Raw genomic sequence first — 26,970 nt, 5'->3', positions numbered from 1 at the left:
CCGCTCGCATCAAACCCCACTCAACCCCTTGATCACCCCATCCACATTTCCTTCCAGCTCAGCCACCGGATCATCGGCATCGATACTCAGCACCACCAACCGACTCCCAGCCTCGGCAATCGCAGCTTTCACCGCTTCCGATGGTTGCCGATGATGCAACACCACCGCCACGTCATTGTCCTTGAGCGTCGCACTCAACGCCTTCAATGCCTCAGGCGTCCACTCGGCATCTGGCCGCGCATCCAGCCCAACCAGCTCCAGATTCAACCCGCCAATCAGATAACCCAAGTGGTCACTCAAACTCATCACACTGAGGTTATCGACACCGCCCAACCGCGCCTCACTGTCCGCGCTGAGCTTGAGCAATCGCTGCTTGAGCGCCGCCAGGTTGGCCTCGATCGCAGGCTTGGCCGCTGGCGCCAGGCGCACCAGGTCCGCCGCCATCACATCCGCCATCCGCCCCATGTTGTGACTGGAAAACCACGGCTGACTGCTCAACCCATCGACCTTGTTGCCCGGCTGCACCGCGATGCCGGGCAGGGCGCCGTCCACCGGGCGGGCAGCATCGACTTCAACGATACGGATATTGCTGCGCCGTGAGATCGGGTACAGCGGATCATCCGCCCACAGCGACCGCAGACCAATCACCGCATCGGCGTCAGTCGCCAGTTTGGCCAGCGCCGGAGCGCCACGCCCGGTGAAATAAGCGGTTTGCCGACTACCCGGCAGATTGGCCGGTGCAGCGCGTTCAAGGCTGACATCAGTGCCCTTGAGCAGAACTTCACCCAGCCCGTAAGTGATCGGCAAGGACGCCAGCACCCGCAGTGGCTTGGCACCGTCGACCGCAAAAGATGTATTGACCAGCCCACACAGAGCTACAGCCAGAGTCAGTTGACGCAGAGAAAAAGACATTTATCCAAGGTTCCCTTTCAGGCTGGGGACAACGCCGCGAGCGATAGCAGCGAGGGCAAAGGCGATACCGGCCACCAGAATGATCGCGGCGCCGGACGGGATGGGCAGGTCGAAGACAATCGGCGCGAGAATCCCGCACAGTGTGCTGACCGTGGCGATCAACACCGAGCACCAGAAAAAGCCCTTCAGCGATTGGCTCAACAAACGCGCTGCCGCCGCCGGAATCACCAACAGCGCGCCGACCAGAATTGCACCGATGACTTTCACCGCCGCCACGGTGATCAGCGTCACCAGAATCACGAACAGGTAATCCAGGGTCTTCACCGCCACGCCGCGCACCGCCGCCAGTTGCGGGTTGAAACTGGCGAGCATGATGCGGTTGTACAGCGGCAAGGCCAGCGCCATCACCAGCGAACCAACAATGGCCAACACCAGCAGGTCATTGCCGTTGACGGTGAGCACCGATCCAAACAGCACGTTCTCCAGAATGTGCACGTTGATCTTGCCCGCCAGAATCAGCAGCAGACTGGCACCGAGGGCCAACGACACCGAGAGAAAAACCCCGATCAAGGTGTCCGGCGCCAGGCCGGTGCGGTTGCGCAGGTAATTGAGCAGGATGCCAAACAGCAGGCAGTAACCGAACAGGCTGCCGTAAGGGCCGGTATACGGTTCGCCCAGCAGAATGCCGATGGCCACGCCCGTCAGCGCCGCGTGACCCACCGCTTCGGAGAAAAACGCAAAGCGCTTGACCACCACCAGCGTGCCCAAACCGCCCAGCACCGGGCCGATCAACAAACCGGCGAGCAGCGCGTTGACCACGAACCCATAGGCCAGCGCCTCGGGCAGATAACCCGAAGACGCCCAGCCCTGAACCATCAAACGAAAGGCTTCGTAACTCATCAGGCAACGCTCCGTGGATGGGTGGAAAACAGCGTCAGCAATCGCTCCGGCGTCAGGGCCTGTTTCGGCGTGGCGTCGAACAGCACCCGACGATTGAGCCCGGTGACGCGATCCGCCAGCCGCCCGACCGCTTCCAGATCGTGCTCGATCCACAACACGGTGATGCCGCTCTGGCGCCAGTCGCCGAGCAACCGTTCGAACACCTGAATACCGGCCTCATCGAGGGCCGACATCGGTTCGTCGAGCACCAGCAATTGTGGTGCCGGAATCAGCCCCTGAGCCAGCAACACCCGCTGACGCTCACCGCCCGACAACGCGCCCATGCGCCGTTTGCGTTTGTCCTGCAGGCCGACCCGTTCCAGCGCTTCACCGATTGCCGCCGCGTAGTGTTTGCTCAGCCCGAGGAACGCCGGCCGCCGCTGGCACATGGCGGCCATGAAGTCGTCGACGGTCATGGGTAAACCGCGATCGAACTCCAGCGCTTGCGGCACGTAGCCGATGGTCCCGGGTGTGCCCGGCCATTGCAGGCTCAAGCGGCCCTGATGCGGCATCTGCCCGAGCAGGGTCTTGATCAACGAACTCTTGCCGCCGCCGTTGGGGCCGACCAGCGCATGCACGCTGCCGGGCTGGACCTGGAAGGTCACCTGGTCGAGGATCGTCGTGCGGCCGAGGGTCAGGCTGACCTCCGCAAAATCCAGGGTCGGACCCAAAACCTGTGGGAGCGAGCTTGCTCGCGAAAGCGCTGTGTCATTCAGCGATGATGTTGACTGATGGGACGCCTTCGCGAGCAAGCCCGCTACCACAGGGGATTCGCTGAGGGTTTCTTTTGCTGTCATGCGCCGGACTCCTGAATCGCCCGGACCACGGTGTTGAGGTTGCCGGTCATTTCTTTTTCGTACTTGTCTGCGGTGTATTCGCCATAGGAAATATGCGACAGCGGATACAGCTTCACCCCGGATTCACGCTGGATGGTGTCGACGTAGGTGGACGGGAAATCCATCTCCGAGAAGATCACTTTCACGTCCAGTTCGCGCAGTTGGTCGATGGTCTTTTTCAGCTGGCTCGGGCTCGGTTCGATGCCGTGGGCCGGTTCGACCACGGCGGTCACTTCGAGGCCGAATTCACGCAGCAGATAGTCATAAGCCGCGTGTACCGTGGCCACTCGCAGTTCGGCATTCGGTGCCTGGGTCAGTTTCGCCAGAGCATCGGCGCGCATCTGCCGCAGGCGTTTGCCGTAGGCGCGGGCGTTCTGGGTGTAGGTCTTGGCGTTGTCCGGGTCGAGCTTGCCCAATTCCCGGGCGATGTTGTTGACCTGGGCAATCGAGGCGCTGATCGACAGGAAGGTGTGCGGGTTGACCACCTTGCCAGCACCGCGAGCGGCGGTACCGGTGGCGGCCAGCAACGGCACGTTTTCGTTGGCTTCGATCACCGGAACGTTCGGGGTTTCGCTGGCGGCGATCATGCGGTCGGCGAAGTCGTCATGACCGACGCCGTTGAGCACGATCACATCGAGCCCGCTGATGCGCTTGATGTCTTCGGCGCGGGGCTCGTAGGCGTGCGGGTTGAAACCGGCCGGAATCAGCGGCACCACCTCGGCCTTGTCGCCGACGATGTTGGCCACGTAGCTGTAATAAGGGTGCAGGGTGATACCGATGCGCAAGCGCTTGGCCTCTTCGGCACTGGCCAATGGTGTCAGCAGACAGGCAAACAGGCCGACCAGCAGCAGGCGCAAGAATGAACGTTGAGATGAAATAGGCATGGGAAAGCGGTCTTCTCTCGGGTGAAGGCGAGGGGTCAGTGCCGATGCTGGCGGGTCACACCGGCATCGAATTGCGCGACGATCTGCTGCCAGCCAGCGCTTTCTAACGCGGCGTCAGTGAGGTCGCTCGGGGCAGACAAGGATTTGCCGCGATTGAGCCAGACGTCCGGTGCATCGTCGTCAGCGGTCAGGCGCATCAGAAACGAACCGGCCACGCTCGGCGTCTGGCTCTGGCCGAAGTACGCCTTGGCGTCGAGCAACTGCCAGGCATGGCCGCCACGGCTGACGGAACTGGCGTCCTGGGCAAACGGTGCAAAGCCTTCATCGGCAAGCACTTGCGGCGTCGGCAGCGATTGTTGTTCCTGGCGCAGCAAGTGAATCTCGTCCAGCGTCACCCGCAGGTCGGCGTAGATCCCTTGCTCGGATGCGCTCAAGTCGCGGCGGGCATCCAGTTGATGACTGCCAATGTTATTCACTTCCTGGGACTCATGACGCCAGGCGACCACCGAGCCGGCCACCGCCAAAATCATCAGGCACAACAGCAGCACATACAGGGTTTCATGGCCGGCACCGGCCGGGCGGACGACGTGCGTGGTAGGTGTGGTCATGGGGCTTCGATGTCCGCTTGGTCGATCTCGACGACGTGGCCGGGGCCGGCGTCGAACAGCACGTAAAACTCGGCGCCGGGCTTCTTGAAGGTCAGGGTCGAATCGGCACCAAGCTTGCCTGGCACGAGGATGGTTTCGTCGTAGCCGATTACGTCCAGCGTCACACCCGGCGCGCCGCTGCCGTCGGAGAAACCGCCGGTGCATTTGATCTGTTCGGCGTCGACGGCCTTGCACTCGCACATCGGGTTGTGGGCCAGGGCGCTGGCGCTGAAACCGGCGCAGAGCACCAGCAGCGCGACGCTCAGAGGGCGAAAATTCATGGTTTGCCTCCTTGTTGGTTCAGCCATTCGACGGTGGCGGGGGATGCCTGGCTCAGCGGGATGGACGCTTGATGCATGGCGCCGTCCCAGCCTTCCATGGTGATCCACAGCTCGGCGTCGGCCTTGGTCTTTTCTGGAACCGGCAGCATCGCGCCCATGCGGTACGGCGTGCCGAAGAAAATCACCCCGGCGGCGCGCAGGCTGCGTGGTTTGCCGATGCGCAGGTAAGTTGCCTTGACCTGCTCGCGGCAGCTGTCGCACAGCGCCGCGTTGATGTTCTTCATGTAGCCGGCCGGGCCGTCGAGCCTCGGTGCTTCGTTGCGCAACTCGGCCAGGCGCAGGCTCCAGGGGCCGACCTGGACTTCACCGATTTCCCGCTCGCCCAAACCGGTATCACCGCGAAACAGCGCCGCGTCGGCGAAGTACTTGGGCATGAAACCCAGCGGGACCAGCAACAGCAGAACGTTGAGGTGGAAGCGCCATTTGTGCCAGAAACGGCTCAGTGTCGACGCCGGTTTTTCCGCGGCAAACAGGCTCATTGGCTGACCTCCGTGGTTTCACCGCGAGCGACCGGAGCCGTCTGGTTGCGTGGGCGTTTAGTGCTGCGCTTGAGGGCGTTGGCCGTGGCCAGGGCGGTGCGCTTGGTCCAGATCAGCAGGCCGCTGAGGACCATCATGCTCAGGATCAGGCCGAAGAAGAACCAGATCAGCTTGATCCAGAGGCCCCCGAAATCGCCGGTGTGCAGCGGACGCATGGATTCGGTCACCAGTTCCAGGCCGGAACGGTCCGACAGCAAGCGAGTGGCGGCGACATCACCGTTATAGGGGTTGATGTCGGCGGTCTGGAACATCAGCGGATACCAGCTGCGGCCGCCCACCGTGAGGTAGCTGTAGGCGTTGGCGGGCAGGCTGACAAAGCTGTCGTCCAGGCCGGGAATGCGTTCCTTGGCTTGCTGGATCGCGGTTTCCAGACTGATCATCGGTGCCGGTGAACCCTTGGCGCTCAACGGCACGCTTTCGCGCGGAACCACCAGCGCTACGGGCGCGGTGGAAATTGAAATCTGGTTATCGAACATGAACGCTTCGATCAGGAACCAGGTGCTGGTGACGGAAATTACTGCGATGAACCAGATCGACCAGATGCCGCTGAGGCGGTGAAAATCACCCCAGAAAATCCGCGCGCCGTGACGAATGCGCAGGGTCGGGCGAAAGAAGCCCTTCCAGAATTTCTTGTAGACCACCAGCCCGGTGACCAGTGACGCCAGCAACGGCAGGCTGAGGAACGACACCAGGTACCAGCCCCAGCTGTAGCCATTGGTGAACGGCACCAGCCACCAGCCATGCAGTGCGCGGGTAAATGCCTGGAAGTTGAATTGCGGGGCGGTGCCCTGGATCACGCCGCTGTACGGGTTGACGTAGACCGTCACCGAGCGGCCATCCGGGTAGCTGACGCTCACGTCGAGGGCGAAGTGCGATTCATCGGGCCGGCTGATGCTTTCGACCAGGGTATCGGGCTCGGCCTTTTTGATCGCCGCGATGATCTGGTCATAGCTGAGCAGCGGGGCATCGTCAGAGGGTTGGCTGGCGCGCATTTGCGGGTTGGCCAGCCAGACGATTTCCTGGCTGACCACCGCCAGGGTGCCGGTCACGCAGACGATCAGTACGAAAAACCAGATCGGCAACGCCAGCCAGCTATGGACCAGAAACCAGAGTTTTGAACGGGATTTCTTCGACATGATTAAAGGTCTTGTTTCGATGAGAGGACCACGGCCGGGCCGTGGCTTTTGCCTACGCGGCCTGACTGCATCTCTATAAGACGGATGAGGATGCGAAATCCCGAAGGGCGATATGAAAGAAAATGTTTCGTGTTCCTGAGTGGTTTTCCCCTGTAGGAGCAAAGCTTGCTCGCGAAGGCGCCGTTCCAGGCACATCAACGTTGGCTGACCCACCGCTATCGCGAGCAGGCTCGCTCCCACAGTTGAACTGCGCAGTTCACCATTTTTGTATTGACCACAGATCCAGTGTGGGAGCGAGCCTGCTCGCGATGACGGCGGCATATTCAGCATCGATGTGCCTGACACACCGCTTTCGCGGGCAAGCCCGCTCCTACATGGGGTTTTGTATTCATTTCAGGTTGCAGTGGTGTGCCGATCCAACACGAAACATGGTTCACGGGATCACTCTCAGGCCATTGATGGGGCCAGACGACTGCCTAAGATGGAGCGCAGACGCCTGTCACCCGCGAGCCTGAGCGAGTACTTCCATGACTTCAGCAAGAACCCTCTACGACAAACACATCGATTCCCACACGGTGTGTCGCCTCGATGACCAGGGCCATGTCCTGTTGTACATCGATCGTCAGGTCATCAACGAATACACCAGCCCCCAGGCCTTCAGCGGTTTGCGCGAGGCCAAACGTGGCGTGTGGCGGCCGGAAACCGCGCTGGCGGTGGTCGATCACGTCAACCCCACGGCACCGGTGCGCATCGCCGCCATGCCTGACCCCGGTGGTGCGCGGCAAGTGTCGTACCTGGCGGAAAACTGCCGGGATTTCGGCATCGAACTGCTCGATATCCTCGACAAGCGCCAAGGCATCGAACACGTCATCGCCCCGGAGCAGGGCTTCATTCTGCCGGGCATGGTGATTGCCGCCGGCGACAGCCACACCACCACCTACGGTGCCCTCGGCGCCTTCGGTTTCGGCATCGGCACCTCGGAGATCGAGCACCTGCTGGCGTCCCAGACGCTGGTCTACAAACGCCTGAAAAGCATGCGCGTGACCGTGGACGGAGCGTTGGCGCCGGGGCTGACCTCCAAGGACGTGATCATGGCGCTGATCGGTCAGATCGGCGCATCGGGGGCCACCGGGTACGCCATTGAGTTTTGCGGTTCGACCATCGATGCCCTGAGCGTCGAAGCGCGCATGACCATTTGCAACATGGCGGTGGAGGCGGGCGCACGAGGTGCGTTCATGGCGCCGGACGAAAAAGTATTCACTTACCTCAAAGGCAAGCCCCGCGCGCCGAAAGGCGAATTGTGGGCGCAAGCAATTGAGAAATGGCGGGCATTGCACAGCGATGCAGACGCGCACTTCGACCGTGAAGTCCATTTGGACGCCCGCGCACTGGAGCCGATGGTCACCTGGGGCACCAGCCCGGATCAGGCCTCTCCGATCGGCGCCTGCGTGCCGGATCCGCAAGACGTCAGCGACCTGATCCTGCGCCAGGACATGCGCCGCGCCCTGAACTACATGGGTCTTGAGGCCGGCATGCCGCTGAGTGATATCGTCATCAGCCATGCCTTCATCGGTTCTTGCACCAACGCGCGCATCGAAGACCTGCGCGATGCCGCCAGCGTGGTGCGCGGCAAACACGTGGCCGGGCATGTGCGAGCGATGATCGTGCCCGGTTCCACCGAAGTGCGTAACCAGGCCGAAGCCGAGGGGCTGGCGGCGATCTTTATCGACGCCGGGTTCGAATGGCGGCAGTCCGGCTGCTCGATGTGCCTGGCGATGAACGACGACGTGCTGGCGCCGGGCGACCGCTGCGCGTCCAGCACCAACCGCAATTTCGAAGGCCGCCAGGGCGCTGGCGCCCGTACACACCTGATGAGCCCGGCCATGGTCGCTGCCGCGGCGATCACCGGCCACTTGATCGACATCCGTCATTTTGGAGACCGCGCATGAGCCTGCAACCCTTCACCCAGGTCAGCGGCAAAGCCGCCCCGATGCTCGCGGCCAACATCGATACCGACGTGATCATGCCCAAGCAGTTTCTCAAGGGCATCGACCGTGCCGGGCTGGACCGTGGTTTGTTTTTCGATCTGCGCTTTTTGCCTGATGGGTCGCTTAATCCTGATTTCGTCCTGAATCAACCGGCGTGGCAAGGGGCGAGCTTCATGGTGGTCGGGCCGAATTTCGGCTGCGGATCGAGCCGCGAACATGCGGTCTGGGGCTTGAAGCAGATGGGCATCCGGGCGCTGATCGGCAGCAGTTTTGCCGGGATTTTTTATGACAATTGCCAACGAAATGGCGTGCTGCTGATTACCCTCGATGAGGCGGTTTTGCAACGGCTCGGGCAAGTGGTCAGCCAGCCGGATGGCGCGCAAATCAGCGTTGATCTGGAGGCGCAAGAGATTCGCCTGCACGATGCTGAAGTGATCCCGTTCAAGATCGACACCTTGCGCAAGACTTCGCTGTTACTGGGCCTCGATGCAATCGGCAGCACACTGCAACGCAGCGACCAAATCAAAGCCTTCGAACGCGAGCACCTGGCAGCCAACCCCTGGCTAGCCTGAACACAAATCAAAAATGTGGGAGCGGGCTACACCGACAACCCCTTGAAATGCTCCTGCAAAAACTCCACACACGCGCGCAATTTTCCCGAATACGCCAGCCGCGTCGGGTACACCGCCCAGACGTTGGCACTTTGGGTGTATTCGGGCAGCAACTGCACCAACCGTCCTTGCTCCAGCAACGGTTTCACATCCCACAATGACCGCAACACCACGCCGCGCCCATCCAGTGCCCACTGCAAGACAATCTCGCCGCTGTTGGATGACAGCGGCCCGCTGACCCGCACGCTGTCCTGAACCCCGTCGCGCTGCAGATTCCACACGCCGAACGCGTTGTCGCGCTCCTTGAGCACCAGGCAATCGTGTTGCTCCAGATCGCTCAACGCTTGAGGCATACCCCGACGTTGCAGATACGCCGGCGCCGCGCAGAGCACTCTTCGGTTGCTCACCAACTGTCGGCCGATGTGCTGGCCGGGAATGTCGTCACCGACACGGATCTCCAGGTCAAAGCCTTCGCTGACGATGTCGACCACGCGGTCGAACAGGTCCAGGCGAATCTCCAGGTCCGGATAACGCTCGGCCAGCAACGACAAGGCCGGGGCCACATGGTTACGGCCAAAACCGAAACTGGTGCACAAATGCAGGCGCCCGCGAGGGCTGTCGTGGGCGTCGGAAAGCTCGTCGTGCAATTGCTGGAAATCATCGAGAATCCGCAGGGCCCAGCGCTGGACCCGCTCGCCGTCCTCGGTCAGGGCAATGCGGCGGCTGGTGCGGTGCAGCAGGCGCGTGCCAAGGGTGGTTTCGAGAATCTGGATGCGCTTGCTGACATAGGCGGGCGACAGGCCCAGCTCATCCGCCGCGGCGGCGAAACCGCTCTTGCGAATCACGGTCAGCAGTACGCGCAAGTCTTCGGGTAGGGGCACGGTGTCTTTCTTGGTGGTCATGGCAGAAACGAGCACTGGCGGCATGAGCCGCCAGCATAGCAGTGCGACGCGGGTGTCAGCGCAGGAAAGCCAGCGCTTCGGCGAGCAGCAGTTCGGGGGCTTCTTCGGCGATGTAATGGCCGGCGGGCAGCGCTTTGCCGCGGACGTTGGTGGCAACGAGTTGCCATTCCTTGAGCGGCTCGAAGCAGCGCCCGACCGTACCGTCGGCGCCCCACAGCACCAGCAAGGGCAGGTTCAACTGATGACCCGCCTCGATGTCGGCGCGGTCATGTTCCAGGTCAATGCTGGCGCTGGCGCGGTAATCCTCGCAGATACCGCGCGCGGTGCCCGGCAATTTCAGGCAGCGCAGGTATTCGTCGAAGGCTTCAGCGGTGAACGGTTTGAGCCCGGCGCTGCGACTGCCCATCACGCTGCGCAGGTAGGCATCGGGATCGGCTTCGATCAGGGTTTCCGGCAGCGGCGCCGGGCGGATCAGGAAGAACCAGTGCCAATAGGCGCGGGCAAAGGCTTCGTTGGTTTGCGCGTACATCGACAGGGTCGGGGCGATGTCGAGCAGCACCATGCGTTGCACCACATCGGGATGATCCAGCACCAGACGATGGGCCACCCGGGCGCCACGGTCGTGGGCCAGCACCGAGAACTGTTCGAAGCCCAAGGACTTCATCAGCTCCACAGCATCCTTGGCCATTTCACGTTTGGAGTAGTTGGTGTGATGTTCGTTGGCCGGCGGTTTGCCGCTGTCGCCGTAACCGCGCAGGTCGGCGGCGATCACGGTGAAGTGTCGGGCCAGTTGTTCGGCGATTTTGTGCCAGATGACGTGGGTCTGCGGGTGACCGTGCAACAGCAGCAGGCCCGGCCCGCTGCCGCCGATGCGGTAGGCGATGTCCACGCCGTTGACGTGGTGCTGGTCTTTGAGGAATCCGGCGAACATGGATGAGTCCTTGTTGGAGTTGCCTGCATCCTGAAATTGATCAGCCCCTGGGGCAAGGTATAAAGCGTGGTGTGCGTGTTCATGAAGTGTGTTCAAGGGGATGGATGGCGCCGGATCGGCCGCCTTCGCGGGCAAGCCTTGCTCCTACAGGTACGGTGGTGCTTTTGTAGGAGCGAGGCTTGCCCGCGAAGAGGCCCTGACATTCAATATAAAGCTCAACCCTGGCTGAACATCTCCTTCGCCCGCTGCTCAATCTGTTCCTGAGTCAGATCCTCCTTGCGCGTGGCCAGGAACCACAGATGCCCATAGGGATCCTTCAACGTCCCCGAGCGGTCGCCATAAAACTGATCCTTGACCTCGGACACCACCGTGCCGCCGGCAGCAATCGCCTGTTTATACGACTTGTCGACATCAGTCACATACAGATGCAGGCCCACCGAAGGCGACTTGTCCGGATTGCTCAATGGTCCCTGATCGCACGGCGTACCCAGCATGATCGGGCAATCGCCGATGCGCAGTTCGGCGTGGCCGATGCCGCCATCGGGCATGGCCAGGCGCATGACTTCGATGGCGCCAAAGGCTTTTTTGTAGAAATCGATGGCTTCAGCCGCTTTTTGAATGCCCAGGTACGGGGTGATGCTGTGATAACCCTCTGGAATGGGTTTGACACTCATGATGACTCTCCCTTTTGTTGTTGTGAATTGAACGGGTCCCTCACCGTTTTCCGGTCGGATAACTATAGGTCAGCCCTTTTGCTGCATCCGAGTGCCCGACGAGCAGCAGCGCCACTGATCCACATCGAACCGTTCGGGGCTAATTCGACCAAGATCAAAAACATCTCGGCACTGAAGGACGGCGCCACGGTGTCGATCCCCAACGACCCGGTGAACACCGGTCGCGCACTGTGCTGTTGCACGAAGCCGGGCTGATCAAACTCAAGGACCCGAGCAACACCCTGGCGACGCAGCGCGACATCGTCGAAAACCCCAAGCATTTGAAAATTCGTGAACTCGAAGGCGCACTGCTGGCGCGCTCGGGGAGCCAGGTCGACCTGGCATTTGTGAGAACGACACAACCCTGTAGGAGCGAGGCTTGCCCGCGAAGGCCGCCCCACTATTTCGGATCAACCCCCAATTCCAGCAGCTGCGCTCCCGGCCCACGCTCCCCCAGCACATCGCCAAAGTTGCGCAGCGGGCACGCCTCCATCGACAAACACCCACAACCAATGCAGCCATTCAGCCGGTCGCGCAGCAAGGTCAGTTGATTGATCCGTTCATCCAGATCCCGGCTCCACTGCGCCGACAACACCTGCCAGTCCGCTGCCGTCGGTGCGCGGTTGTCCGGCAACGATTTCAACGCCTCGCCAATCTCCGCCAACGGAATCCCCAGCCGCTGGGCGACCTTGATCAACGCCACCCGCCGCAACACTCCCCGGGGGTAGCGCCGCTGATTGCCCTGATTGCGATAACTTTTGATCAGGCCCTTCGCTTCATAAAAGTGCAGGGCAGTGACCGCCACGCCGCTGCGCGCGGCCACTTGGCCGACGGTGAGTTCCTTGTGCAGATTTTCCGAGGTGATCATTTAAAAAATGCCTCTTGACCTCTAGTTAACTTGAGGTTTTACCCTGCAGGCCTTCGGATCGCAAGGTCCGGCTTACACGCGAGTGGGGACTATTCATGCACGTTCTAGAGAAAAATCGCAGCTTCACCCAGTTGATCGAATTCGAGATCGAACCCCATCAACAGCCGGCGCTGGTGTCGGCGCTGTCGAAGCAGACCGAGCGCCTGGCCCAGGGCTACAGTGGTTTTCTGAGTGCGAGCATCCAGGCCAGCGACGATGGCCGGCGCGTGCTCAATTACCTGCAATGGCAGTCCCGTGAGGCGGGGGAAGCGGCGTTTCGGAGTTTTGAAAGCGGCGAACAGGATTTCTGGCAATTGATCCACGCGCATCAGGCGAAAACCGTGACCTTCGGCTCGTTCCAGGTGCTGCACAGTCTGGAACGCAGCCACGACAACGCGCTGCACTGCAATCTGGTGCATGCGGGGTAAACGTCTAGATCGACAGCTGCATCAAACGCTCGCCCTGCACATTTTCCGTGGGCCGGCGTTTGTTCACCGCCAGTTCGCCGATCTTGATCAGGCGCGTGCGGGTCACGTTGCGGCTCAACCCGAGCAGCGCAGCGGTGTGCACCTGGTTGTAATGGCAGAAGCGATAAGCCGCCCGCAGCAAGGCGTCTTCGACTTTCTCGTGCAGCGCGCCGGCCTGCTCTTCGAAGAGTTTCTGAAAGGCGCGATCGAGCAAGGCCTGCGCTGAATCATCGACGGTGCTGTGGTGATCGTCCTGACGCTCGATGCGCATGTTCGACAGGCGCAGGTCGTCGCGTTCGATCACACCGTTGCGGCAGATCAGTAGGGTGTGGTGAATGACGTTTTCCAGTTCACGGATGTTGCCCGGCCAGCTGTAGCTGCGCAGTTTCAGTTCGGCCTCTTTGCTGATGGTGACGGTGCCGTAGCCGAGGCGCTGGCTGTAGGCTTCGACGAAGTGCCGGGTCAGCGGCAGGATGTCGCCGGGGCGATCACGCAGCGGGCTCAATTCCAGGCTGACCACGTCGAGGCGGTAATACAAGTCTTCGCGGAAATGCCCGGCGTTGATGGCTTTTTCAAGCTGCACGTTGGTCGCCGCCAGCACTCGCACGTCGATGGGAATGCTCTTGCGCGAGCCGAGTCGCACCACTTCGCGTTCCTGCAACACCCGCAGCAACTTGACCTGAATCGCCATCGGCAAATCACCGATTTCATCGAGGAACAACGTGCCGCCGTCGGCCTCTTCGAACCAGCCAGCCTTGGCGCTCAGGGCGCCGGTGAACGCGCCTTTTTCATGGCCGAACAACTCGGCTTCCACCAGCGATTCGGAGAACGCACCGCAGTTCACCGCCACGAAGGGACGGTTACGCCGGGCGCTGAGGTTGTGGATGTGCCGCGCCACCAGCTCCTTGCCGGTGCCGGTTTCGCCGATGATCAGCACGCTGGCTTCACTCGGCGCGACCTGTTGAATGTGCGCGAGCAACGCTTGGGATTTCGGGTCTTCGAAGACTTGCGCGGTGGCGCGGATCGAAGTGGCCAGGGCGGGCGAGGGCGGTAGGGTCAGAAGTTGCATGGGGCAGGCTCCATGAATGGAAGGCTATGAATAGAAAGTCGGGATTGGCAGGGACTGGTTCAGCGCCCAGTCACCCAGTTCATGGAGTTTGTAATCCACCGGGTCGTGCAGGGTTTGCGTGCGCAGGTTGCGCCAGTGGCGGTCCAGTCGCAGAGAGGCGTGAGTCGAACGCGCACCGGTCACTTCGAACAACCGGCTACACAGATCCAGGCCATTGCGGGTGGCGGCGACCTTGGCCGTGGCGATGGCTGTTGCCAGATGTCCACGTTCCTCGGCGCTGAGACTCGGGCCTTTGGCCCAGGCCTTGTCGAGTAAATCGGCGGCACGTTCCACCAGCAATCGAACACTTTCCAGGGCGACCCAGAATTCACCGTAGTGGCCGAGTACATAAGGGTCCTGGCTCACCTCCTGAACACTGGATTTGTGCCACGGTCGGGTCTCGGTGAGGGTGTATTGCCGCGCCTCTTCAAAGGCGCCTTCGGCAATGCCGAGGAACATGTGCGTGAAGGTCAGCTGGGCGATCAACGGCCGCAGGCAAGCGAAGGGTGTGCTGAGCGGACCCGGGTCCAGCAGCAACTCCGATTCTTCGACCCGCACTCGCTCGAACGTGGCGCTGCCGCTGTCGGTCTGGCGCTGGCCCATGTTGTTCCAGTCGCCGTGCAGGGTAATGCCGCTGCGACCGCTGGGAATCGCCGCGATCAACAGTTTGCCGCCGGCGCTTTCGTCCACCGCCGAGGCGATCAGCATTTGCGAATCGCTGGCGCCGGAGCAGAAGCTTTTCTTGCCGGAAAACTCACGCCAGCCACCGAGGTCCTTGACCACGGTGCGGGTGTCCAGAGGATTGAGGGCGTTGCCCCAGAACCAGTTCTTGCGGGCCGTTTGTTCGAACCACGGCTGCCACTGCTCGGGGCGGGAGAACAGGCGCACGGTGGCGAGCATCAGGTGATGGAAACCGAACACATGCGCAATCGAACTGTCGACCTTGGCGAACTCGCGCACGATGTTGAGGGTGTCACTCCAACTGGCGCCGAGGCCGCCGAACTGGGTGGGAATGCTCAAGGCGAGCAGGCCGCTGTGGCGCAAGGCGTCACGTTCGGCCTTGGGCGTGCCGCCACGCTCGTCGCGCTCGACAGCGGTCAGGGCAAACTCGGCGGCCAACTGGCGGGCGGTTTGCAGCGGGGATATCAGGGCGCTTTGCGGTTTGGCAGTCACGCGGGGTTCCTCAGAAAAATTCGACGCAGATCCCCTGTGGGAGCGAGCCTGCTCGCGAAGAGGCCGCTACATCCAACATCAATGTCGACGGTACGGACGCCTTCGCGAGCAGGGATTGCCTGTCAGGCCGTGGCTTTGGCAGGCAGCACATCATTGGCGATCATTTCGCCAAACGGCCCGGTGAGGTTGGTGACGCCGCGCCCGGCAAGGCTGGCGTACGGCTCGGGCAGCAGCGGGAACACCAGTTCGGCAAAACGATAAGCCTCTTCAAGGTGCGGGTAGCCGGAGAAGATGAAACTCTCGATCCCCAGGTCGGCGTATTCCTTGATCCGCGCCGCCACTTGCTGCGGGTCGCCGACCAGCGCCGTCCCGGCACCGCCGCGCACCAGGCCGACGCCGGCCCACAGGTTGGGCGCGATTTCCAGGTTGTCGCGACGCCCGTCATGCAAGGCAGCCATGCGTCGCTGGCCTTCTGAATCGAAACGCGAGAACGATTTCTGCGCGGCGGCGATGGTCTCGTCGCTGATGTGTTCGATCAGTTTGTCGGCAGCTTTCCACGCCTCTTCGGCGGTCTCGCGCACGATCACGTGCAAGCGAATCCCGAACTTCACCGTGCGCCCGTTTCGCGCCGCACGCTCGCGCACATCGGCGATTTTTTCCGCCACGGCGGCCGGTGGTTCGCCCCAGGTCAGGTAGACGTCGACCTGCTCGGCGGCGAGTTCGTGGGCCGCTTCCGAGGAACCGCCGAAGTACAATGGCGGATAAGGTTTTTGCACCGGCGGATACAGCGCCTTGGCGTTCTGCACTTGCAGGTGTTTGCCTTCGAAATCCACCGATTCACCTTGCAGCACCCGACGCCAGATCTGCAGGAATTCGTCGGTGACTTCGTAGCGCTCACTGTGATCGAGGAAGATTCCGTCGCCACGGTTTTCATCCGGATCGCCACCCGTCACGACGTTGATCAGCAAGCGACCGTTGGACAGTCGATCCAGCGTGGCGGCCATGCGTGCCGACACCGTCGGCGAGATGATTCCCGGACGAATCGCCACCAGGTATTTCAGGCGTTCGGTCAACGGCACCAGCGCCGACGCGATCACCCACGAGTCTTCGCAGGAACGCCCGGTGGGAATCAATACGCCGTGGTAGCCAAGGCTGTCGGCAGCCTGCGCCACTTGTTTCAGATAGTTGAGCGTCACCGGGCGGGCGCCCTGGGTGGTGCCCAGGTAATGGCCGTCGCCGTGGGTGGGCAGAAACCAGAAAACATCCATGAAGAAATCCTTAAGCGATTTTCAGCAGATTTTTGGGGTGCACGCCAAACAACGGCGCGGCACGTTCCGCAGCAAGACGAATGCGGGCCTTCAAGGGCTCACTGGTTATTTGGTAATTGGAGAAATCGGCTTCGGTGGCATAGACGCCAATCGGCAACGTCAGGGCCTGGAAGAAACTGAACAGCGGACGCAGCTGATGATCGAGCATCAGCGCATGACGCTCGCTGCCGCCGGTAGCGGCCAGCAGCACCGGCGTGTCGATCAGCGCATTGAGGTCGATCAGGTCGAACAGGTGCTTGAGCAGGCCCGGGTAGGAACCGCGATAAACCGGCGCGGCGACAATCAGCAGGTCGGCGTTTTCGATGGCTTGCAGCTCGGCTTCGATCTCGGCGCTCAATTCCTGACGAGACAGGGCCGAGCCCAGCGGTCGGGCAATGTCACCCAGTTCAATCAGCTTGCTCTCGATCGGCAGGTGCTCGGCCAGTTGCGCCAACAGCGCCTGGGTCAGCACCAACGTGCGGGACGGACGCCAGGTACCGCCGGAGAGGGCAACGACTTTCAATGGACGCGACATGATCAGTTCCTTTTTAAACAGTTGCTCAGCGAGCAGTGAGTAGTCACAGGGCTTGAGCAAAAGCTGTACCAATCCGTCGGAGCCCCGATTGGCGGGGCTTTCAGCGCGTTGACCGGTTAATGCTGTGTGAGTCGCAGGGCTGTTTGTTGAATGGCTGTTGCCTGGCAAACAGTTGCCTGGGCAACAGTGCGTGAAGCGATGGAGTTGTTATAAAGGCTCGCTGTTATTCCGTAAAAGATCTTAAATTACTATTTATAGATCGTTTGGAAATATTAGATGCTCAAACCGGGCGGCATTAGGCAAAGTTGATAGCCACTATCGAGAGCGTTGATTTCTGCTCATCGGATGCCCGGCGTAGCCTGTGTTCATTGCCTCGAACCCAGATGCCAGGACGCCCACCATGAAACCTCTGATCGCCACTTTCCTGCTGCTCGCCGTCTCCGTTCTCGCCGGATGTGCCAGCCACGTTTCCCCCGAACTGCGGCCTTACACCGCTGAAGAAAGCAAGGAACTGGCACTGGAAGCGCTGAATCGCCGTGGCTTGTCCTTCGACGAGTACCACGCGAAAAAAGCCGAATTGCTCGGCCAGCCGCAGAAATCTTTCAGCTTCGACAATCAGGGCGAAATGAACGCCGAACGGGCTGTACAGCTGCACGGTCGCCCAAGCTGAACGATAACTGTACCGCTGCAACTTTCACTCAACTGTCCGTGGGTTTCACGCAAGGCGTGCGATAGGGTCAACACCTGACTGACCCTGATGGACTGCCGCTCATGACGCTCTCACTCGACCTGCTGCTGGGCTTCGCCCTGTTTGCCCTCGTTACCTCGATCACGCCGGGCCCGAACAACACCATGTTGCTGGCATCGGGCGTGAACTTCGGCTTTAACCGCACCATCCCCCATATGCTCGGCATCACCTGCGGCTTCTTCGTGCTGGTCGTGGCCGTGGGTTTCGGTCTGGGCGCCGTGTTTCAAACTTATCCGTTGCTTTACACCATCCTTCGCTACGTCGGCGCGGCATACTTGCTGTACCTGGCCTGGAAGATTGCTCACTCGGGGCCGGTCTCGGACAGCGAGCAGAGTGAAGGCAAACCGATCAGTTACCTGGGCGCGGCAGCCTTCCAGTGGGTCAATCCCAAGGCCTGGATCATGGCCATCGGTGCCATCAGCACCTACACGCCCATGCAGGGTTACTTCACCAATGTGATCGTGATTGCCGCGGTCTTCGCCCTGATCAACCTGCCGAGCGTCAGCGTCTGGGCGGCTTGCGGCACCCTGTTGCGCAACGTGTTGAAAGATCGCCGCTGGTTGCGCCTGTTCAACTGGGGCATGGCCGCGCTGCTGGTAGTTTCGCTGTATCCGTTGTTGCTCGAAAGCTTTAGCTGACGCATTGCTTCAACCGGTTGCCCGATGCCTGTTAAGCTCGACTTCAGGAGCGTTCCTACGCACTTTTAAATGAAGTTGTTCTTCTTTAACGGCCTCCGATCAGGTATTGCTGACGTGCTGATGATTCGGCGTCGCTCACGAGGCGGCGCTTTGACGTTTCCAGCAACGAGCTTCCTGATCCCGGAACACGCTCTGCGAGTCTTTTATGAATAAACGTCCGTTGTATTTCGACTACGCCGCCACCACCCCGGTGGATGAGCGAGTCATCAAGGTCATGGTCGAGTGCCTGGGTTTTGCCGGCAACTTCGGCAACCCGGCGTCCAGCTCCCACGCGTTCGGCCAACAGGCCCGACGGTCGGTCGAGCAGGCTCGGCGGCAAGTGGCCGAACTGGTCGGCGCCCAGGCTGAGCAGATCGTCTGGACCTCCGGCGCCACCGAATCCAACAACCTTGCGCTCAAGGGTGTTGCCCAGGCGCGTGGCGTTGCGGGTGGCCACATCATCACCAGCCAGATCGAACACAAGGCGATTCTCGACACCGCCAGACAATTGCAGGACGCCGGCGTTGCCGTGACCTATCTGGTGCCGAACGCCGAAGGCCTGATTACCGCGCAAGCGGTCAGCGAAGCCCTGCGCGAGGACACCTTTCTGGTGTCGCTGATGCTGGTCAACAACGAGCTGGGCACCGTCAACGACATCCGGGCCATCGGCCAGGTAGTACGTGATCGTGACGCCCTGTTTCATGTCGACGCCGCCCAGGGTGCGGGCAAAGTGGCCATCGACCTCGCCGAGTGGCCAGTGGACTTGATGTCATTCTCGGCGCATAAAATCTACGGCCCCAAGGGCATCGGCGCGTTGTATGTAGGCCCTCGCGCGCAGCAACGCTTGCAGGCACAGATACATGGCGGCGGTCACGAAGGTGGTTTGCGATCCGGAACGTTGGCGACTCACCAGATAGCAGCCATGGGCACCGCCTTCGCATTGGCGGCGTCGGTGTTCGATGAAGAAAAAGCCACGATCGTGCGTCTGCGTGAACGCTTGCTCGAGCAGTTGCTGAGCATTCCCGGCGTGCGCCTCAATGGCAGCGCGACCCAGCGCATTCCCCATACCCTGAGCCTGACCTTCAATGAAGGCGAGTTCAATTCTGCGGCGTTGAGCACCTCGATCGCGTTTTCCGCGACCTCGGCCTGCAATTCCGCCAGCAATGCTCCGTCCCACGTGTTGCTGGCCCTGGGGCATGACGCCCGCTCGGCGGGTCGCACCATTCGCTTGAGCCTGGGGCGTTTCACCACCGAGCAGGATATCGATCAAGCGGCACAACTGATTAAAACAGCCTGCGCCAGTGCCCCGGCATTCTGGCAGTAGCGCCTTGAAGCGCCGACCCGGATCGGCACTTAACAATAATGATGAAATGATTAGCAGGAGACATGATGAGTACGCAGCCTTCGATCAATGGATCGGTGTCCCAACGCCTGGCGCAAACCCGCGAGCTGATGAGCCGGGAGGGCATTCATGCTCTGCTGGTGCCGTCGGCCGACCCGCACCTGTCCGAATACCTGCCGGGTTATTGGCAGGGGCGGCAGTGGTTGTCGGGCTTCCATGGCTCGGTTGGCACGCTGATCGTGACGCCGGACTTTGCCGGCGTGTGGGCCGACAGCCGTTATTGGGAACAAGCGACCAAGGAACTCAAGGGCAGCGGCATCGAACTGGTCAAGCTGCAACCGGGTCAACCGAGCCCGCTGGACTGGCTGGCCGAGCAAACGCCTGAAGGTGGCGTGGTCGCGGTGGATGGGGCGGTGATGGCGGTGGCCTCGGCGCGTACGCTGGGTAGCAAGCTCGAAGAGCGCGGCGCCCGTCTGCGCACTGACATCGACCTGTTGAACGAAGTCTGGAGCGATCGCCCGACGTTGCCGAACGAGCCGATCTATCAGCACCTGCCGCCACAGGCGACAGTGAGCCGCGGCGAGAAACTCGCCAAGCTGCGTGAGGTGTTGAAAGATCGCGGTGCCGACTGGCACTTCATCGCCACCCTCGACGACATCGCCTGGCTGTTCAACTTGCGTGGCGGCGACGTGTCGTTCAACCCGGTGTTTGTTTCTTTCGCGTTGATCAGCCAACAACAGGCCACCCTGTTCGTCGCCCTGAGCAAGGTCGATGCCGAGCTGCGTGCCATCCTCGAACAGGACGGCGTGACCCTGCGCGATTACAGCGACGTGGCCGATGCCCTGCGCGCGGTGCCGAGCGGCGCGAGCCTGCAAGTCGATCCGGCGCGCGTCACCGCAGGTTTGCTGGATAACCTGAACAGCGGCGTGAAACTGATCGAAGGCCTGAACCCGACGACATTGGCCAAGTCGCAGAAAAGCCTGGCTGATGCCGAGCACATTCGCCAGGCGATGGAGCAGGACGGCGCGGCGCTGTGCGAATTCTTCACCTGGCTGGACTCGGCGCTGGGGCGTGAGCGCATCACCGAACTGACCATCGACGAACACCTGACGGCCGCGCGTACCCGCCGTCCGGGTTATGTGTCGCTGAGTTTCAACACCATCGCTGCGTTCAACGCCAATGGCGCCATGCCGCACTACCACGCCACCGAAGAAGAACACGCGGTGATTGAGGGTGACGGCCTTTTGCTGATCGACTCCGGTGGCCAGTACCTGGGCGGCACGACCGACATTACGCGGATGGTGCCCGTCGGTACGCCGACGGATGAGCAGAAGCGCGATTGCACGCGAGTGCTCAAAGGCGTGATTGCCTTGTCCCGCGCGCAGTTCCCGAAAGGCATCCTGTCGCCGCTGCTGGACTCGATTGCCCGCGCACCGATCTGGGCCGAAAGCGTCGACTACGGTCACGGCACCGGTCATGGCGTCGGTTATTTCCTGAACGTTCACGAAGGTCCGCAAGTCATCGCCTATCAGGCCGCCGCCGCACCGCAAACTGCGATGCAGCCGGGCATGATCACCTCCATCGAGCCGGGTACTTACCGTCCGGGCCGCTGGGGTGTGCGGATCGAGAACCTGGTGTTAAACCGCGAGGCCGGCAAAAGCGAATTCGGTGAGTTCCTGAAGTTCGAAACCCTGACCCTGTGCCCGATCGACACGCGTTGCCTGGAGCCGTCGCTGCTGACGCTGGATGAAAAACAGTGGTTCAACGCTTACCACGCCGAGGTGCGCGAGCGCTTGAGTCCGTTGCTGGACGGCGCCGCGCTTGACTGGTTGAACACCCGTACTGCGGCTATTTGACCGGTTGAAGTTCAGGCGCGGTTTCCAGCGCCTGACTCATGTAGTCGACAAAGGCTTTGACCCTGGCGGATTGGCGACGATTCGCTGGGGACACGGCATGAATCGGCAGTGACTGCGCCGTGTAGTCCTGCAAGATTGCCTGCACTCGCCCGGCATTCAAGTCCTCGCTGAACAGCCACACCGGCGACAGCGAAATCCCCAATCCCCCCAGCACCATCTCGCGGATCGCCTCGGAGTTGTTGCTTTGCGCATTGCCCTTGATCCGCACTTCGTGGCGTCGGGCGTCTCTTTCGTAAACCCACAGGTTTTGACTGTTCAGCAGGTTGAACTGCAGGCAGTTGTGCTTGCGCAGTTCATCCGGCGTTTGCGGCTGACCGTGTAGCACCAGGTACTCGGGCGCTGCGACAGTCACCCGGTGGGTGGTGCCAATGTGGCGGGCGATTAATCCGCTGTCGTTCAACTCGCCGATTCGAAACGTGACATCCAGCCCTTCACTGACCAGGTCCTGGTTTTGGTCGCTCAGTTGCAGGTCGATTTGAACGTGTGGATAGCGTTTGAGGAACTCCGGTAGTCGCGGGGCAATCTGCAAGCGCCCGAAGCTGACCGAGGAACCGATTTTCAGGTGGCCGGCGATGCGTTCCCTGCCGGATTGGAAGCTGTGCTCCGCTGCATCCACTGCCGCCAGGATCTGTCGACATTCGTTGTAGTAGCGCTGACCTTCGTCAGTCAGCGACAACTTTCGGGTGCTGCGGGAAATCAGCTTTCCACCCAGTTCGCTTTCCAGCGCTTGCAGAACCTTGCTGATGGTTGGCTGACTGGTCTGCAACTCCCGGGCGACGGCAGAAAAGCTACCGCGTTCGACCACGCGGACGAAAATCGCCATTGCATTGAGTTTATCCACGGGGTTCCTCATTAATGCCAACTGGGCATGGTCACTATAGCTATATGGCGTCTTATCGGCATGAGTGACAGGGAGGAAGATTAATCCCACAGCCACCTCTTACGGGAATTTGCGAAATGACTGACTCACTTGAAATGCGCGCTCTGATTGTTGATTCGGCCAATGGGCCTTTACGCTTGGCTTCCCTTCAACGGCCGGTACCGGGTGTGGGTGAAGTGCTGGTCCGGATCAAAGCCAGTGGGGTGAATCCACTGGATGGAAAAATTCGTGCGGGTCAGGCCGCCCATGCACGTCAGCCGTTGCCGGCGGTGTTGGGGATGGATCTGGCGGGAATAGTTGAGGCCTTGGGGGAGGGCGTCAGTGGATGGTTGCCCGGCGATGAGGTCTACGCGATGGCGACCGGTATTGGCGGGGCCCAGGGTTCGCTTGCGGAGTTTGCGGTGGTCGATGCGCGGCTGCTGGCGCGCAAGCCGGGCAATCTGAACATGCGTGAGGCGGCCGGGTTGCCGTTGGTTCTGATCACGGCGTGGGAAGGCTTGGTGGACCGGGCTCATGTGCGGGCGGGGCAAAAGGTGCTGATTCACGGTGGCGCGGGCGGTGTCGGACACGTTGCGGTGCAAATAGCCCGCGCTTTCGGTGCCGAGGTGTTTGCCACGGGCTCAGCCCGGCATCAAGCGATCATCGAAGGCTTTGGTGCAACCTTCATTGATTACCGGGCGTCTTCGGTTGAAGACTACGTGGCGGAGCATACGGCTGGGGAGGGCTTTGATATTGTCTATGACACGGTGGGCGGCGAAACCCTGGATGCGTCGTTCAAGGCCGCACGGGTTTACCACGGCCATGTGCTGAGTTGCCTCGGTTGGGGTCAACACAGTTTGGCGCCGCTATCGTTTCGGGCCGCGACCTACTCTGGGGTGTTCACCTTATTGCCTCTGTTGACTGGCAACGGGCGTGAACATCATGGGGAGATTCTTCGGGACGCCGCGCAGTTGATCGAGGCAGGTCAGCTGAAACCGTTGCTGGACCCGCGGCATTTTACACTGCACAGCGCCGAAGCCGCCCATGAACTGCTGGTTTCGGGCGCTGCGCAGGGGCGGTTGGTCGTCGAGATTTAACTCAAGGCTTCAAGGACGAAGTCCAGTCGGTCCTGACCGAAGAACAGTTGATTATCGACAAACATGCTGGGTGCGCCGAATACGCCGCGTTGCACGGCTTTATCGGTGTTGTCCTTGAGTGTGGCTTTGACTTCCTCATCGGCGGTCAGCGCCATTACTGCGTTTGGATCGAAACCGTTCTGGGTCAGCACTGCCGCCACGGTCGCCGGGTCGTCCAGGCTGATGCCTTCAACCCAAAGGGCATGAAACAGGCAATCGATGAACGCCTGGAAACGTTCGGGGTGGCGCAACTGCATGCCCGTCACGGCGCGCATCAGCATCAGGGTGTTGATCGGAAAGTGCGGGTTGAACTTCAACGGCACGCCGTAACGCTTGGCGTAGCGGTCCAGGTCCTGGAACATGTAGCGGCCCTTGGCCGGGATCATCGCCGGGGAGGCGTTGCCGGTCGCCTTGAAGACGCCACCCAGCAGCATGGGAATGTAGATCAGTTGGCTGTCGGTCTGCGCGCAGATCTTCGGCAGTTGGGTATACGCCAGGTAGGTGGCCGGGCTGCCAAGGTCGAAATAGAACTCAACGGTTTTGCTCATGAACGATGCACTCTGCTTATTGTTATAGGGGAGGATTTACCAGCGTTCGCTCCAGGGACGCAGATCCAGTTCGAATGTCCACGCATCGCGCGGTTGGCTGTGCAGGTACCAATAGTTCTCGGCGATGTGCTCGGGATTGAGGATGCCGTCCTGATCCTTGGTCGCGTACTTCTCTGGAAAGCTTTCGCGGATAAAATCGGTATCGATGGCGCCGTCGACGACCACGTGGGCAACGTGAATATTCATCGGCCCCAGCTCGCGGGCCATGCTTTGTGCCAGTGCACGAATCCCGTGCTTGGCGCCGGCGAACGCTGCAAAACCTGCTGCGCCACGCATGCCGGCAGTGGCACCGGTGAACAGAATGGTGCCTCGTTGACGCTTGGCCATGCGCTTGGCCACTTCACGCGCATTGAGAAACCCCGAGAAGCACGCCATTTCCCAGATCTTGAAATATTTGCGAGCGGTTTCTTCGAGAATGCTGCATGGCACATTGGCGCCGATGTTGAAGACGAACGCTTCGATTGGGCCTATCTGGCTTTCAATCTGCTCGACCAACGCAATCACGTCTTCTTCCTTGCGCGCATCGCAGGCAAATCCGTGTGCTTCACCGCCATTGGCCTCAATGGCATCCACCAATGGCTGGAGTTTGTCTGCACTGCGGCGGGTGACGCAGGCGACAAAACCTTCCTCGGCGAAACGCTTGGCAATAGCGCCGCCCGTGGCATCCCCAGCGCCGACAACCAGTACGACCTTCTTATTATTCATGGGTAGTTCCCTTTGCTAAACGATCGTTAACTGAACGAACGTTATGCTACGATTCGACAGGCGTCAAGGCGGTCAATCCTGAGGGCAAGGCAATGCGTTACTCGGCCAATCACAAGCTGGAAACCAAAGAGAAACTGTTGCAAAGCAGTGCGCTGTCGGCGAAGAAGTCTGGTTTTTCAACCATGGGTGTCGACGGCTTGATGAAGGCTATCGGCTTGAGTGGCGGGGCTTTTTACAGTCACTTTTCGTCGAAGGACGAGTTGTTCGCCTCGATTGTCGAACGTGAACTGGGGCAAAGCCTGGCACGACTGGGTGGCGAGCAGGATCGCGAGAGGCTGGAACGCTGCCTGAAACATTACCTCACCATGGCCCATGTCGAGCACCCGGAATCCGGCTGTGCGTTGCCGGCACTGGGCGCTGAAATCGCCCGCTCAGACGTTATAATTCGTCAGCAGGCGGAGGCCTGGATTTGCAGGCTTCAGGAGAGTTGGGCGCGAGTCCTGGAAAGCGACAGCCTGGCCTGGGCAATTCTGTCGCAGTGCATCGGTGCGTTGGTGGTGGCCCGCATGTTGGCTACGCCAGACATCCAGCGCGCCGTTTTGAAGTCCAGCTACGATGAAATTGGCCGTCAGATCGCAGTTCCACGAACCTGACAAGACGGCATCAATCTATTTGCAGATGACGATCATGCTGCGGCTGGTATAGCCGGCAGGGTTGAGGCCAAACGGATAATCGCCTGGTTCTTCCACCGAGTCCCCCGACTTGGCGATCACCTTGTAGCCCTTGGGGGCACAGGAGTTGGCAGCGCTGGTGTAGCACTTGTCCCAAGTGGACGAAAGCCCGGAACAGTTGATATGAAGCCCCTTCTTGCCCCGTTTGACATGAGTTTCCGAGGTCGCCGCGCAGCCCGCAACTGCAAGTACGGCGATCAGTATCAAAATTCGTTTCATTGCTGTCCTTATAGCGTTCCCGGATCTGGCGCCCGGGTCTGGCTGTATTCGCTTTCGTTCGAAGCGCTCTGATATCCCTGTCGTGAAAAGTCCATGTCTGACACTGGGTTACGGCCTAAACATGGCCTAATTGAGCGGTAAATACCAGACCCGCGTCAAATCCTGTTTCAATCTGCGGCGACCGCGGGCTTCGCGGTGCTCCCCATGGTCATGGTCGCGCCAACGGACGCCAGGATGATGCACAGGATGGCCATCCACTGTGACAGTGAGAGGTATTCCTGGAGGAACAACAGGCCCGACAGTGCGCCAATCGCCGGTTCAATGCTCATCAGCGTGCCGAAAGTTCGGGTTGGCATTCGCGTGAGGGCGACCATCTCCAGTGTGTAGGGGAGCGCTGTGGACAGAAGGGCGACACCGATGGCTACGGGGATCAGCGAAGGGTTCAGGAGCGCGGCACCCGCATGGGCAATCCCGAAAGGTGCCACGAACAGGGCGGCAATCATTACCCCCAACGCCGCAGTCTGCACGCCGTTGTCTGCGCCGGCCTTTTGACCGAACAGAATGTACAGCGCCCAGCAGACCCCTGCGCCCAGGGCATAGCTGGCACCGACCAGATCGATTCCTGCGCTCGCTTCTCCTGTTGGTATTAGCAGCAGCAAGCCGACGCTAGCCAGGGCGATCCATAAAAAGTCGATCGCACGCCGCGAGGCATAGATCGCAACCGCCAGTGGACCGGTGAACTCCAGCGCTACTGCGATCCCCAAGGGGACGGTGCGCAAGGACATATAGAAGAGCAAGTTCATGCCGCCCAAGGCCATCCCGTAGACAATCACGGTGCGCAGAGACTTTGCGGTGAGCTTCGCCCGCCATGGGCGCAGTAGCAGCACCATGATGATGCTGGCGAAGATCAGCCGCAGCGTAGTCGTCCCTTGAGCGCCAATAAGAGGGAACATGCTTTTGGCCAGGGAAGCTCCGGACTGGATCGACGCCATGGCTACTATAAGCAGGCCAACCGAGAACAGGGTTGAGGCAAGGCTGCGGGGCTGGTCATTCATTTCGTGGCATCGTCCGAAGTAGGAAACTCAAGTGTTGCTCTATGTGTTGGGCAATATACTGCGCAATCGTTGCCGGCGCGTCTATATATAAGCAGTGA

The 26,970-nt window shown here is 60.8% G+C and carries 30 protein-coding genes and 1 pseudogene; 10 read left to right on the top strand and 21 right to left on the bottom strand.

Features of this window, described 5'->3' with window-relative positions; all coding sequences use genetic code 11:
- Positions 1–9: 9 nt before the first annotated feature.
- Genes ACA057_RS22400 through ACA057_RS22365 form a run of 8 tightly spaced genes read right to left on the bottom strand, consistent with a single transcriptional unit; the run spans position 10 to position 6,234 of the window.
- On the bottom strand, positions 10–912 hold the full coding sequence (locus tag ACA057_RS22400) for a metal ABC transporter substrate-binding protein (RefSeq protein ID WP_497342422.1): 903 nt from the start codon (positions 910–912) through the stop codon (positions 10–12).
- Complete coding sequence (locus ACA057_RS22395) at positions 913–1,812, bottom strand: metal ABC transporter permease (protein ID WP_003226663.1); 900 nt, start codon at positions 1,810–1,812, stop codon at positions 913–915. It lies immediately after the preceding gene.
- Positions 1,812–2,648 (bottom strand): metal ABC transporter ATP-binding protein, encoded by an 837-nt coding sequence (locus ACA057_RS22390; RefSeq protein ID WP_497342420.1) that lies wholly within the window; start codon positions 2,646–2,648, stop codon positions 1,812–1,814. The genes ACA057_RS22395 and ACA057_RS22390 overlap by 1 nt, the downstream gene beginning before the upstream one ends.
- Positions 2,645–3,571 carry a metal ABC transporter substrate-binding protein gene (locus ACA057_RS22385; protein WP_497342418.1) on the bottom strand — a complete coding sequence of 309 codons (927 nt, stop codon included), beginning with the start codon at positions 3,569–3,571 and terminating at the stop codon, positions 2,645–2,647. The genes ACA057_RS22390 and ACA057_RS22385 overlap by 4 nt, the downstream gene beginning before the upstream one ends.
- Positions 3,572–3,606: 35 nt before the next feature.
- The gene (locus ACA057_RS22380; protein WP_497342416.1) at positions 3,607–4,179 is read right to left on the bottom strand and encodes a DUF6162 family protein; all 573 of its coding nucleotides are present in this window, start codon (positions 4,177–4,179) and stop codon (positions 3,607–3,609) included.
- Positions 4,176–4,499: a hypothetical protein gene (locus ACA057_RS22375; protein WP_497342414.1), complete on the bottom strand. Its 324-nt coding sequence runs from the start codon at positions 4,497–4,499 to the stop codon at positions 4,176–4,178. Before ACA057_RS22375 ends, ACA057_RS22380 begins: the two co-directional genes overlap by 4 nt.
- Positions 4,496–5,038, bottom strand: a complete 543-nt coding sequence (locus ACA057_RS22370; protein ID WP_497342412.1) for a PA2404 family protein — start codon at positions 5,036–5,038, stop codon at positions 4,496–4,498. Before ACA057_RS22370 ends, ACA057_RS22375 begins: the two co-directional genes overlap by 4 nt.
- Entirely contained in the window at positions 5,035–6,234 is a 1,200-nt protein-coding gene (locus ACA057_RS22365; RefSeq protein ID WP_497342410.1) for a PepSY-associated TM helix domain-containing protein, read from the bottom strand. The genes ACA057_RS22370 and ACA057_RS22365 overlap by 4 nt, the downstream gene beginning before the upstream one ends.
- 527 nt (positions 6,235–6,761) lie before the next feature.
- Between ACA057_RS22365 and leuC the strand changes: the two genes are divergently transcribed.
- The gene (leuC, locus tag ACA057_RS22360) at positions 6,762–8,183 is read left to right on the top strand and encodes a 3-isopropylmalate dehydratase large subunit (RefSeq protein WP_497342408.1); all 1,422 of its coding nucleotides are present in this window, start codon (positions 6,762–6,764) and stop codon (positions 8,181–8,183) included.
- Positions 8,180–8,794, top strand: a complete 615-nt coding sequence (gene leuD, locus ACA057_RS22355) for a 3-isopropylmalate dehydratase small subunit (RefSeq protein WP_497342406.1) — start codon at positions 8,180–8,182, stop codon at positions 8,792–8,794. Before leuC ends, leuD begins: the two co-directional genes overlap by 4 nt.
- Positions 8,795–8,820: 26 nt before the next feature.
- Here leuD and ACA057_RS22350 read toward each other — a convergent pair whose 3' ends face one another.
- The 3 genes from ACA057_RS22350 to ACA057_RS22340 all read right to left on the bottom strand — a co-directional run bounded on the left by ACA057_RS22350 (position 8,821) and on the right by ACA057_RS22340 (position 11,340).
- Positions 8,821–9,735, bottom strand: coding sequence for a LysR substrate-binding domain-containing protein (locus ACA057_RS22350; RefSeq protein WP_497342404.1), 915 nt, complete (start codon positions 9,733–9,735; stop codon positions 8,821–8,823).
- A gap of 55 nt (positions 9,736–9,790) precedes the next feature.
- Positions 9,791–10,666, bottom strand: a complete 876-nt coding sequence (locus ACA057_RS22345) for an alpha/beta fold hydrolase (RefSeq protein ID WP_497342402.1) — start codon at positions 10,664–10,666, stop codon at positions 9,791–9,793.
- Between the two features lie 215 nt (positions 10,667–10,881).
- A complete protein-coding gene (locus ACA057_RS22340; RefSeq protein ID WP_401354737.1) occupies positions 10,882–11,340 on the bottom strand; it encodes a VOC family protein in 459 nt (152 codons plus the stop codon).
- A 117-nt stretch (positions 11,341–11,457) separates the two neighbouring features.
- On the opposite strand from ACA057_RS22340, the pseudogene ACA057_RS22335 reads away from it, so the two are divergent.
- Positions 11,458–11,729: pseudogene (locus ACA057_RS22335) on the top strand (MetQ/NlpA family ABC transporter substrate-binding protein); the annotation flags it as partial.
- A 50-nt stretch (positions 11,730–11,779) separates the two neighbouring features.
- Here ACA057_RS22335 and soxR read toward each other — a convergent pair.
- The gene (gene soxR / locus ACA057_RS22330; RefSeq protein WP_497342400.1) at positions 11,780–12,247 is read right to left on the bottom strand and encodes a redox-sensitive transcriptional activator SoxR; all 468 of its coding nucleotides are present in this window, start codon (positions 12,245–12,247) and stop codon (positions 11,780–11,782) included.
- Positions 12,248–12,342: 95 nt separating this feature from the next.
- On the opposite strand from soxR, the gene ACA057_RS22325 reads away from it, so the two are divergent.
- Positions 12,343–12,714, top strand: a complete 372-nt coding sequence (locus ACA057_RS22325; protein WP_497342398.1) for an antibiotic biosynthesis monooxygenase — start codon at positions 12,343–12,345, stop codon at positions 12,712–12,714.
- 4 nt (positions 12,715–12,718) lie between these two features.
- Here ACA057_RS22325 and ACA057_RS22320 read toward each other — a convergent pair whose 3' ends face one another.
- The 4 genes from ACA057_RS22320 to msuE form a co-directional block, all read right to left on the bottom strand.
- On the bottom strand, positions 12,719–13,822 hold the full coding sequence (locus tag ACA057_RS22320; protein WP_497342396.1) for a sigma-54 interaction domain-containing protein: 1,104 nt from the start codon (positions 13,820–13,822) through the stop codon (positions 12,719–12,721).
- Between the two features lie 24 nt (positions 13,823–13,846).
- Positions 13,847–15,034, bottom strand: a complete 1,188-nt coding sequence (locus ACA057_RS22315) for an acyl-CoA dehydrogenase family protein (protein WP_497342394.1) — start codon at positions 15,032–15,034, stop codon at positions 13,847–13,849.
- 122 nt (positions 15,035–15,156) lie between these two features.
- Positions 15,157–16,302, bottom strand: coding sequence for an FMNH2-dependent alkanesulfonate monooxygenase (gene ssuD / locus ACA057_RS22310; RefSeq protein ID WP_497342392.1), 1,146 nt, complete (start codon positions 16,300–16,302; stop codon positions 15,157–15,159).
- Positions 16,303–16,312: 10 nt separating this feature from the next.
- On the bottom strand, positions 16,313–16,876 hold the full coding sequence (msuE, locus tag ACA057_RS22305; protein ID WP_497342390.1) for an FMN reductase: 564 nt from the start codon (positions 16,874–16,876) through the stop codon (positions 16,313–16,315).
- A 400-nt stretch (positions 16,877–17,276) separates the two neighbouring features.
- On the opposite strand from msuE, the gene ACA057_RS22300 reads away from it, so the two are divergent.
- The 4 genes from ACA057_RS22300 (at position 17,277) to ACA057_RS22285 (ending at position 21,499) form a co-directional block, all read left to right on the top strand.
- Complete coding sequence (locus ACA057_RS22300; RefSeq protein ID WP_497342388.1) at positions 17,277–17,546, top strand: hypothetical protein; 270 nt, start codon at positions 17,277–17,279, stop codon at positions 17,544–17,546.
- 101 nt (positions 17,547–17,647) lie between these two features.
- The gene (locus tag ACA057_RS22295) at positions 17,648–18,262 is read left to right on the top strand and encodes a LysE family translocator (protein WP_497342386.1); all 615 of its coding nucleotides are present in this window, start codon (positions 17,648–17,650) and stop codon (positions 18,260–18,262) included.
- Positions 18,263–18,467: 205 nt separating this feature from the next.
- Entirely contained in the window at positions 18,468–19,625 is a 1,158-nt protein-coding gene (locus ACA057_RS22290; RefSeq protein ID WP_497342384.1) for an aminotransferase class V-fold PLP-dependent enzyme, read from the top strand.
- A 65-nt stretch (positions 19,626–19,690) separates the two neighbouring features.
- A complete protein-coding gene (locus ACA057_RS22285) occupies positions 19,691–21,499 on the top strand; it encodes an aminopeptidase P family protein (RefSeq protein ID WP_497342382.1) in 1,809 nt (602 codons plus the stop codon).
- Here ACA057_RS22285 and ACA057_RS22280 read toward each other — a convergent pair.
- The gene (locus ACA057_RS22280) at positions 21,492–22,412 is read right to left on the bottom strand and encodes a LysR family transcriptional regulator (protein WP_497342380.1); all 921 of its coding nucleotides are present in this window, start codon (positions 22,410–22,412) and stop codon (positions 21,492–21,494) included. The two genes, ACA057_RS22285 and ACA057_RS22280, sit on opposite strands and share 8 nt — an antisense overlap.
- A gap of 104 nt (positions 22,413–22,516) precedes the next feature.
- On the opposite strand from ACA057_RS22280, the gene ACA057_RS22275 reads away from it, so the two are divergent.
- Positions 22,517–23,515, top strand: a complete 999-nt coding sequence (locus ACA057_RS22275) for a zinc-dependent alcohol dehydrogenase family protein (protein WP_497342378.1) — start codon at positions 22,517–22,519, stop codon at positions 23,513–23,515.
- Here ACA057_RS22275 and ACA057_RS22270 read toward each other — a convergent pair.
- Positions 23,512–24,102: a 2-hydroxychromene-2-carboxylate isomerase gene (locus ACA057_RS22270; RefSeq protein WP_497342376.1), complete on the bottom strand. Its 591-nt coding sequence runs from the start codon at positions 24,100–24,102 to the stop codon at positions 23,512–23,514. The two genes, ACA057_RS22275 and ACA057_RS22270, sit on opposite strands and share 4 nt — an antisense overlap.
- Before the next feature lie 36 nt (positions 24,103–24,138).
- Positions 24,139–24,867, bottom strand: a complete 729-nt coding sequence (locus ACA057_RS22265; protein ID WP_497342374.1) for an SDR family oxidoreductase — start codon at positions 24,865–24,867, stop codon at positions 24,139–24,141.
- 92 nt (positions 24,868–24,959) lie between these two features.
- Between ACA057_RS22265 and ACA057_RS22260 the strand changes: the two genes are divergently transcribed.
- Entirely contained in the window at positions 24,960–25,520 is a 561-nt protein-coding gene (locus ACA057_RS22260) for a TetR/AcrR family transcriptional regulator (protein WP_497342372.1), read from the top strand.
- 15 nt (positions 25,521–25,535) lie between these two features.
- Here the strand turns inward: ACA057_RS22260 and ACA057_RS22255 are convergent, their stop codons facing one another.
- Both ACA057_RS22255 and rhtA read right to left on the bottom strand, forming a co-directional pair.
- Positions 25,536–25,817 carry a hypothetical protein gene (locus ACA057_RS22255; RefSeq protein ID WP_497342370.1) on the bottom strand — a complete coding sequence of 94 codons (282 nt, stop codon included), beginning with the start codon at positions 25,815–25,817 and terminating at the stop codon, positions 25,536–25,538.
- 167 nt (positions 25,818–25,984) lie between these two features.
- Positions 25,985–26,872 carry a threonine/homoserine exporter RhtA gene (rhtA, locus tag ACA057_RS22250; RefSeq protein WP_497342368.1) on the bottom strand — a complete coding sequence of 296 codons (888 nt, stop codon included), beginning with the start codon at positions 26,870–26,872 and terminating at the stop codon, positions 25,985–25,987.
- Between the last annotated feature and the right edge of the window lie 98 nt (positions 26,873–26,970).

The sequence above is a fragment of the Pseudomonas sp. LBUM1661 genome, from assembly GCF_059695925.1.
Note: the sequence above shows the minus strand (reverse complement) of the source record. Positions and strands in the feature narration are given on the sequence as shown.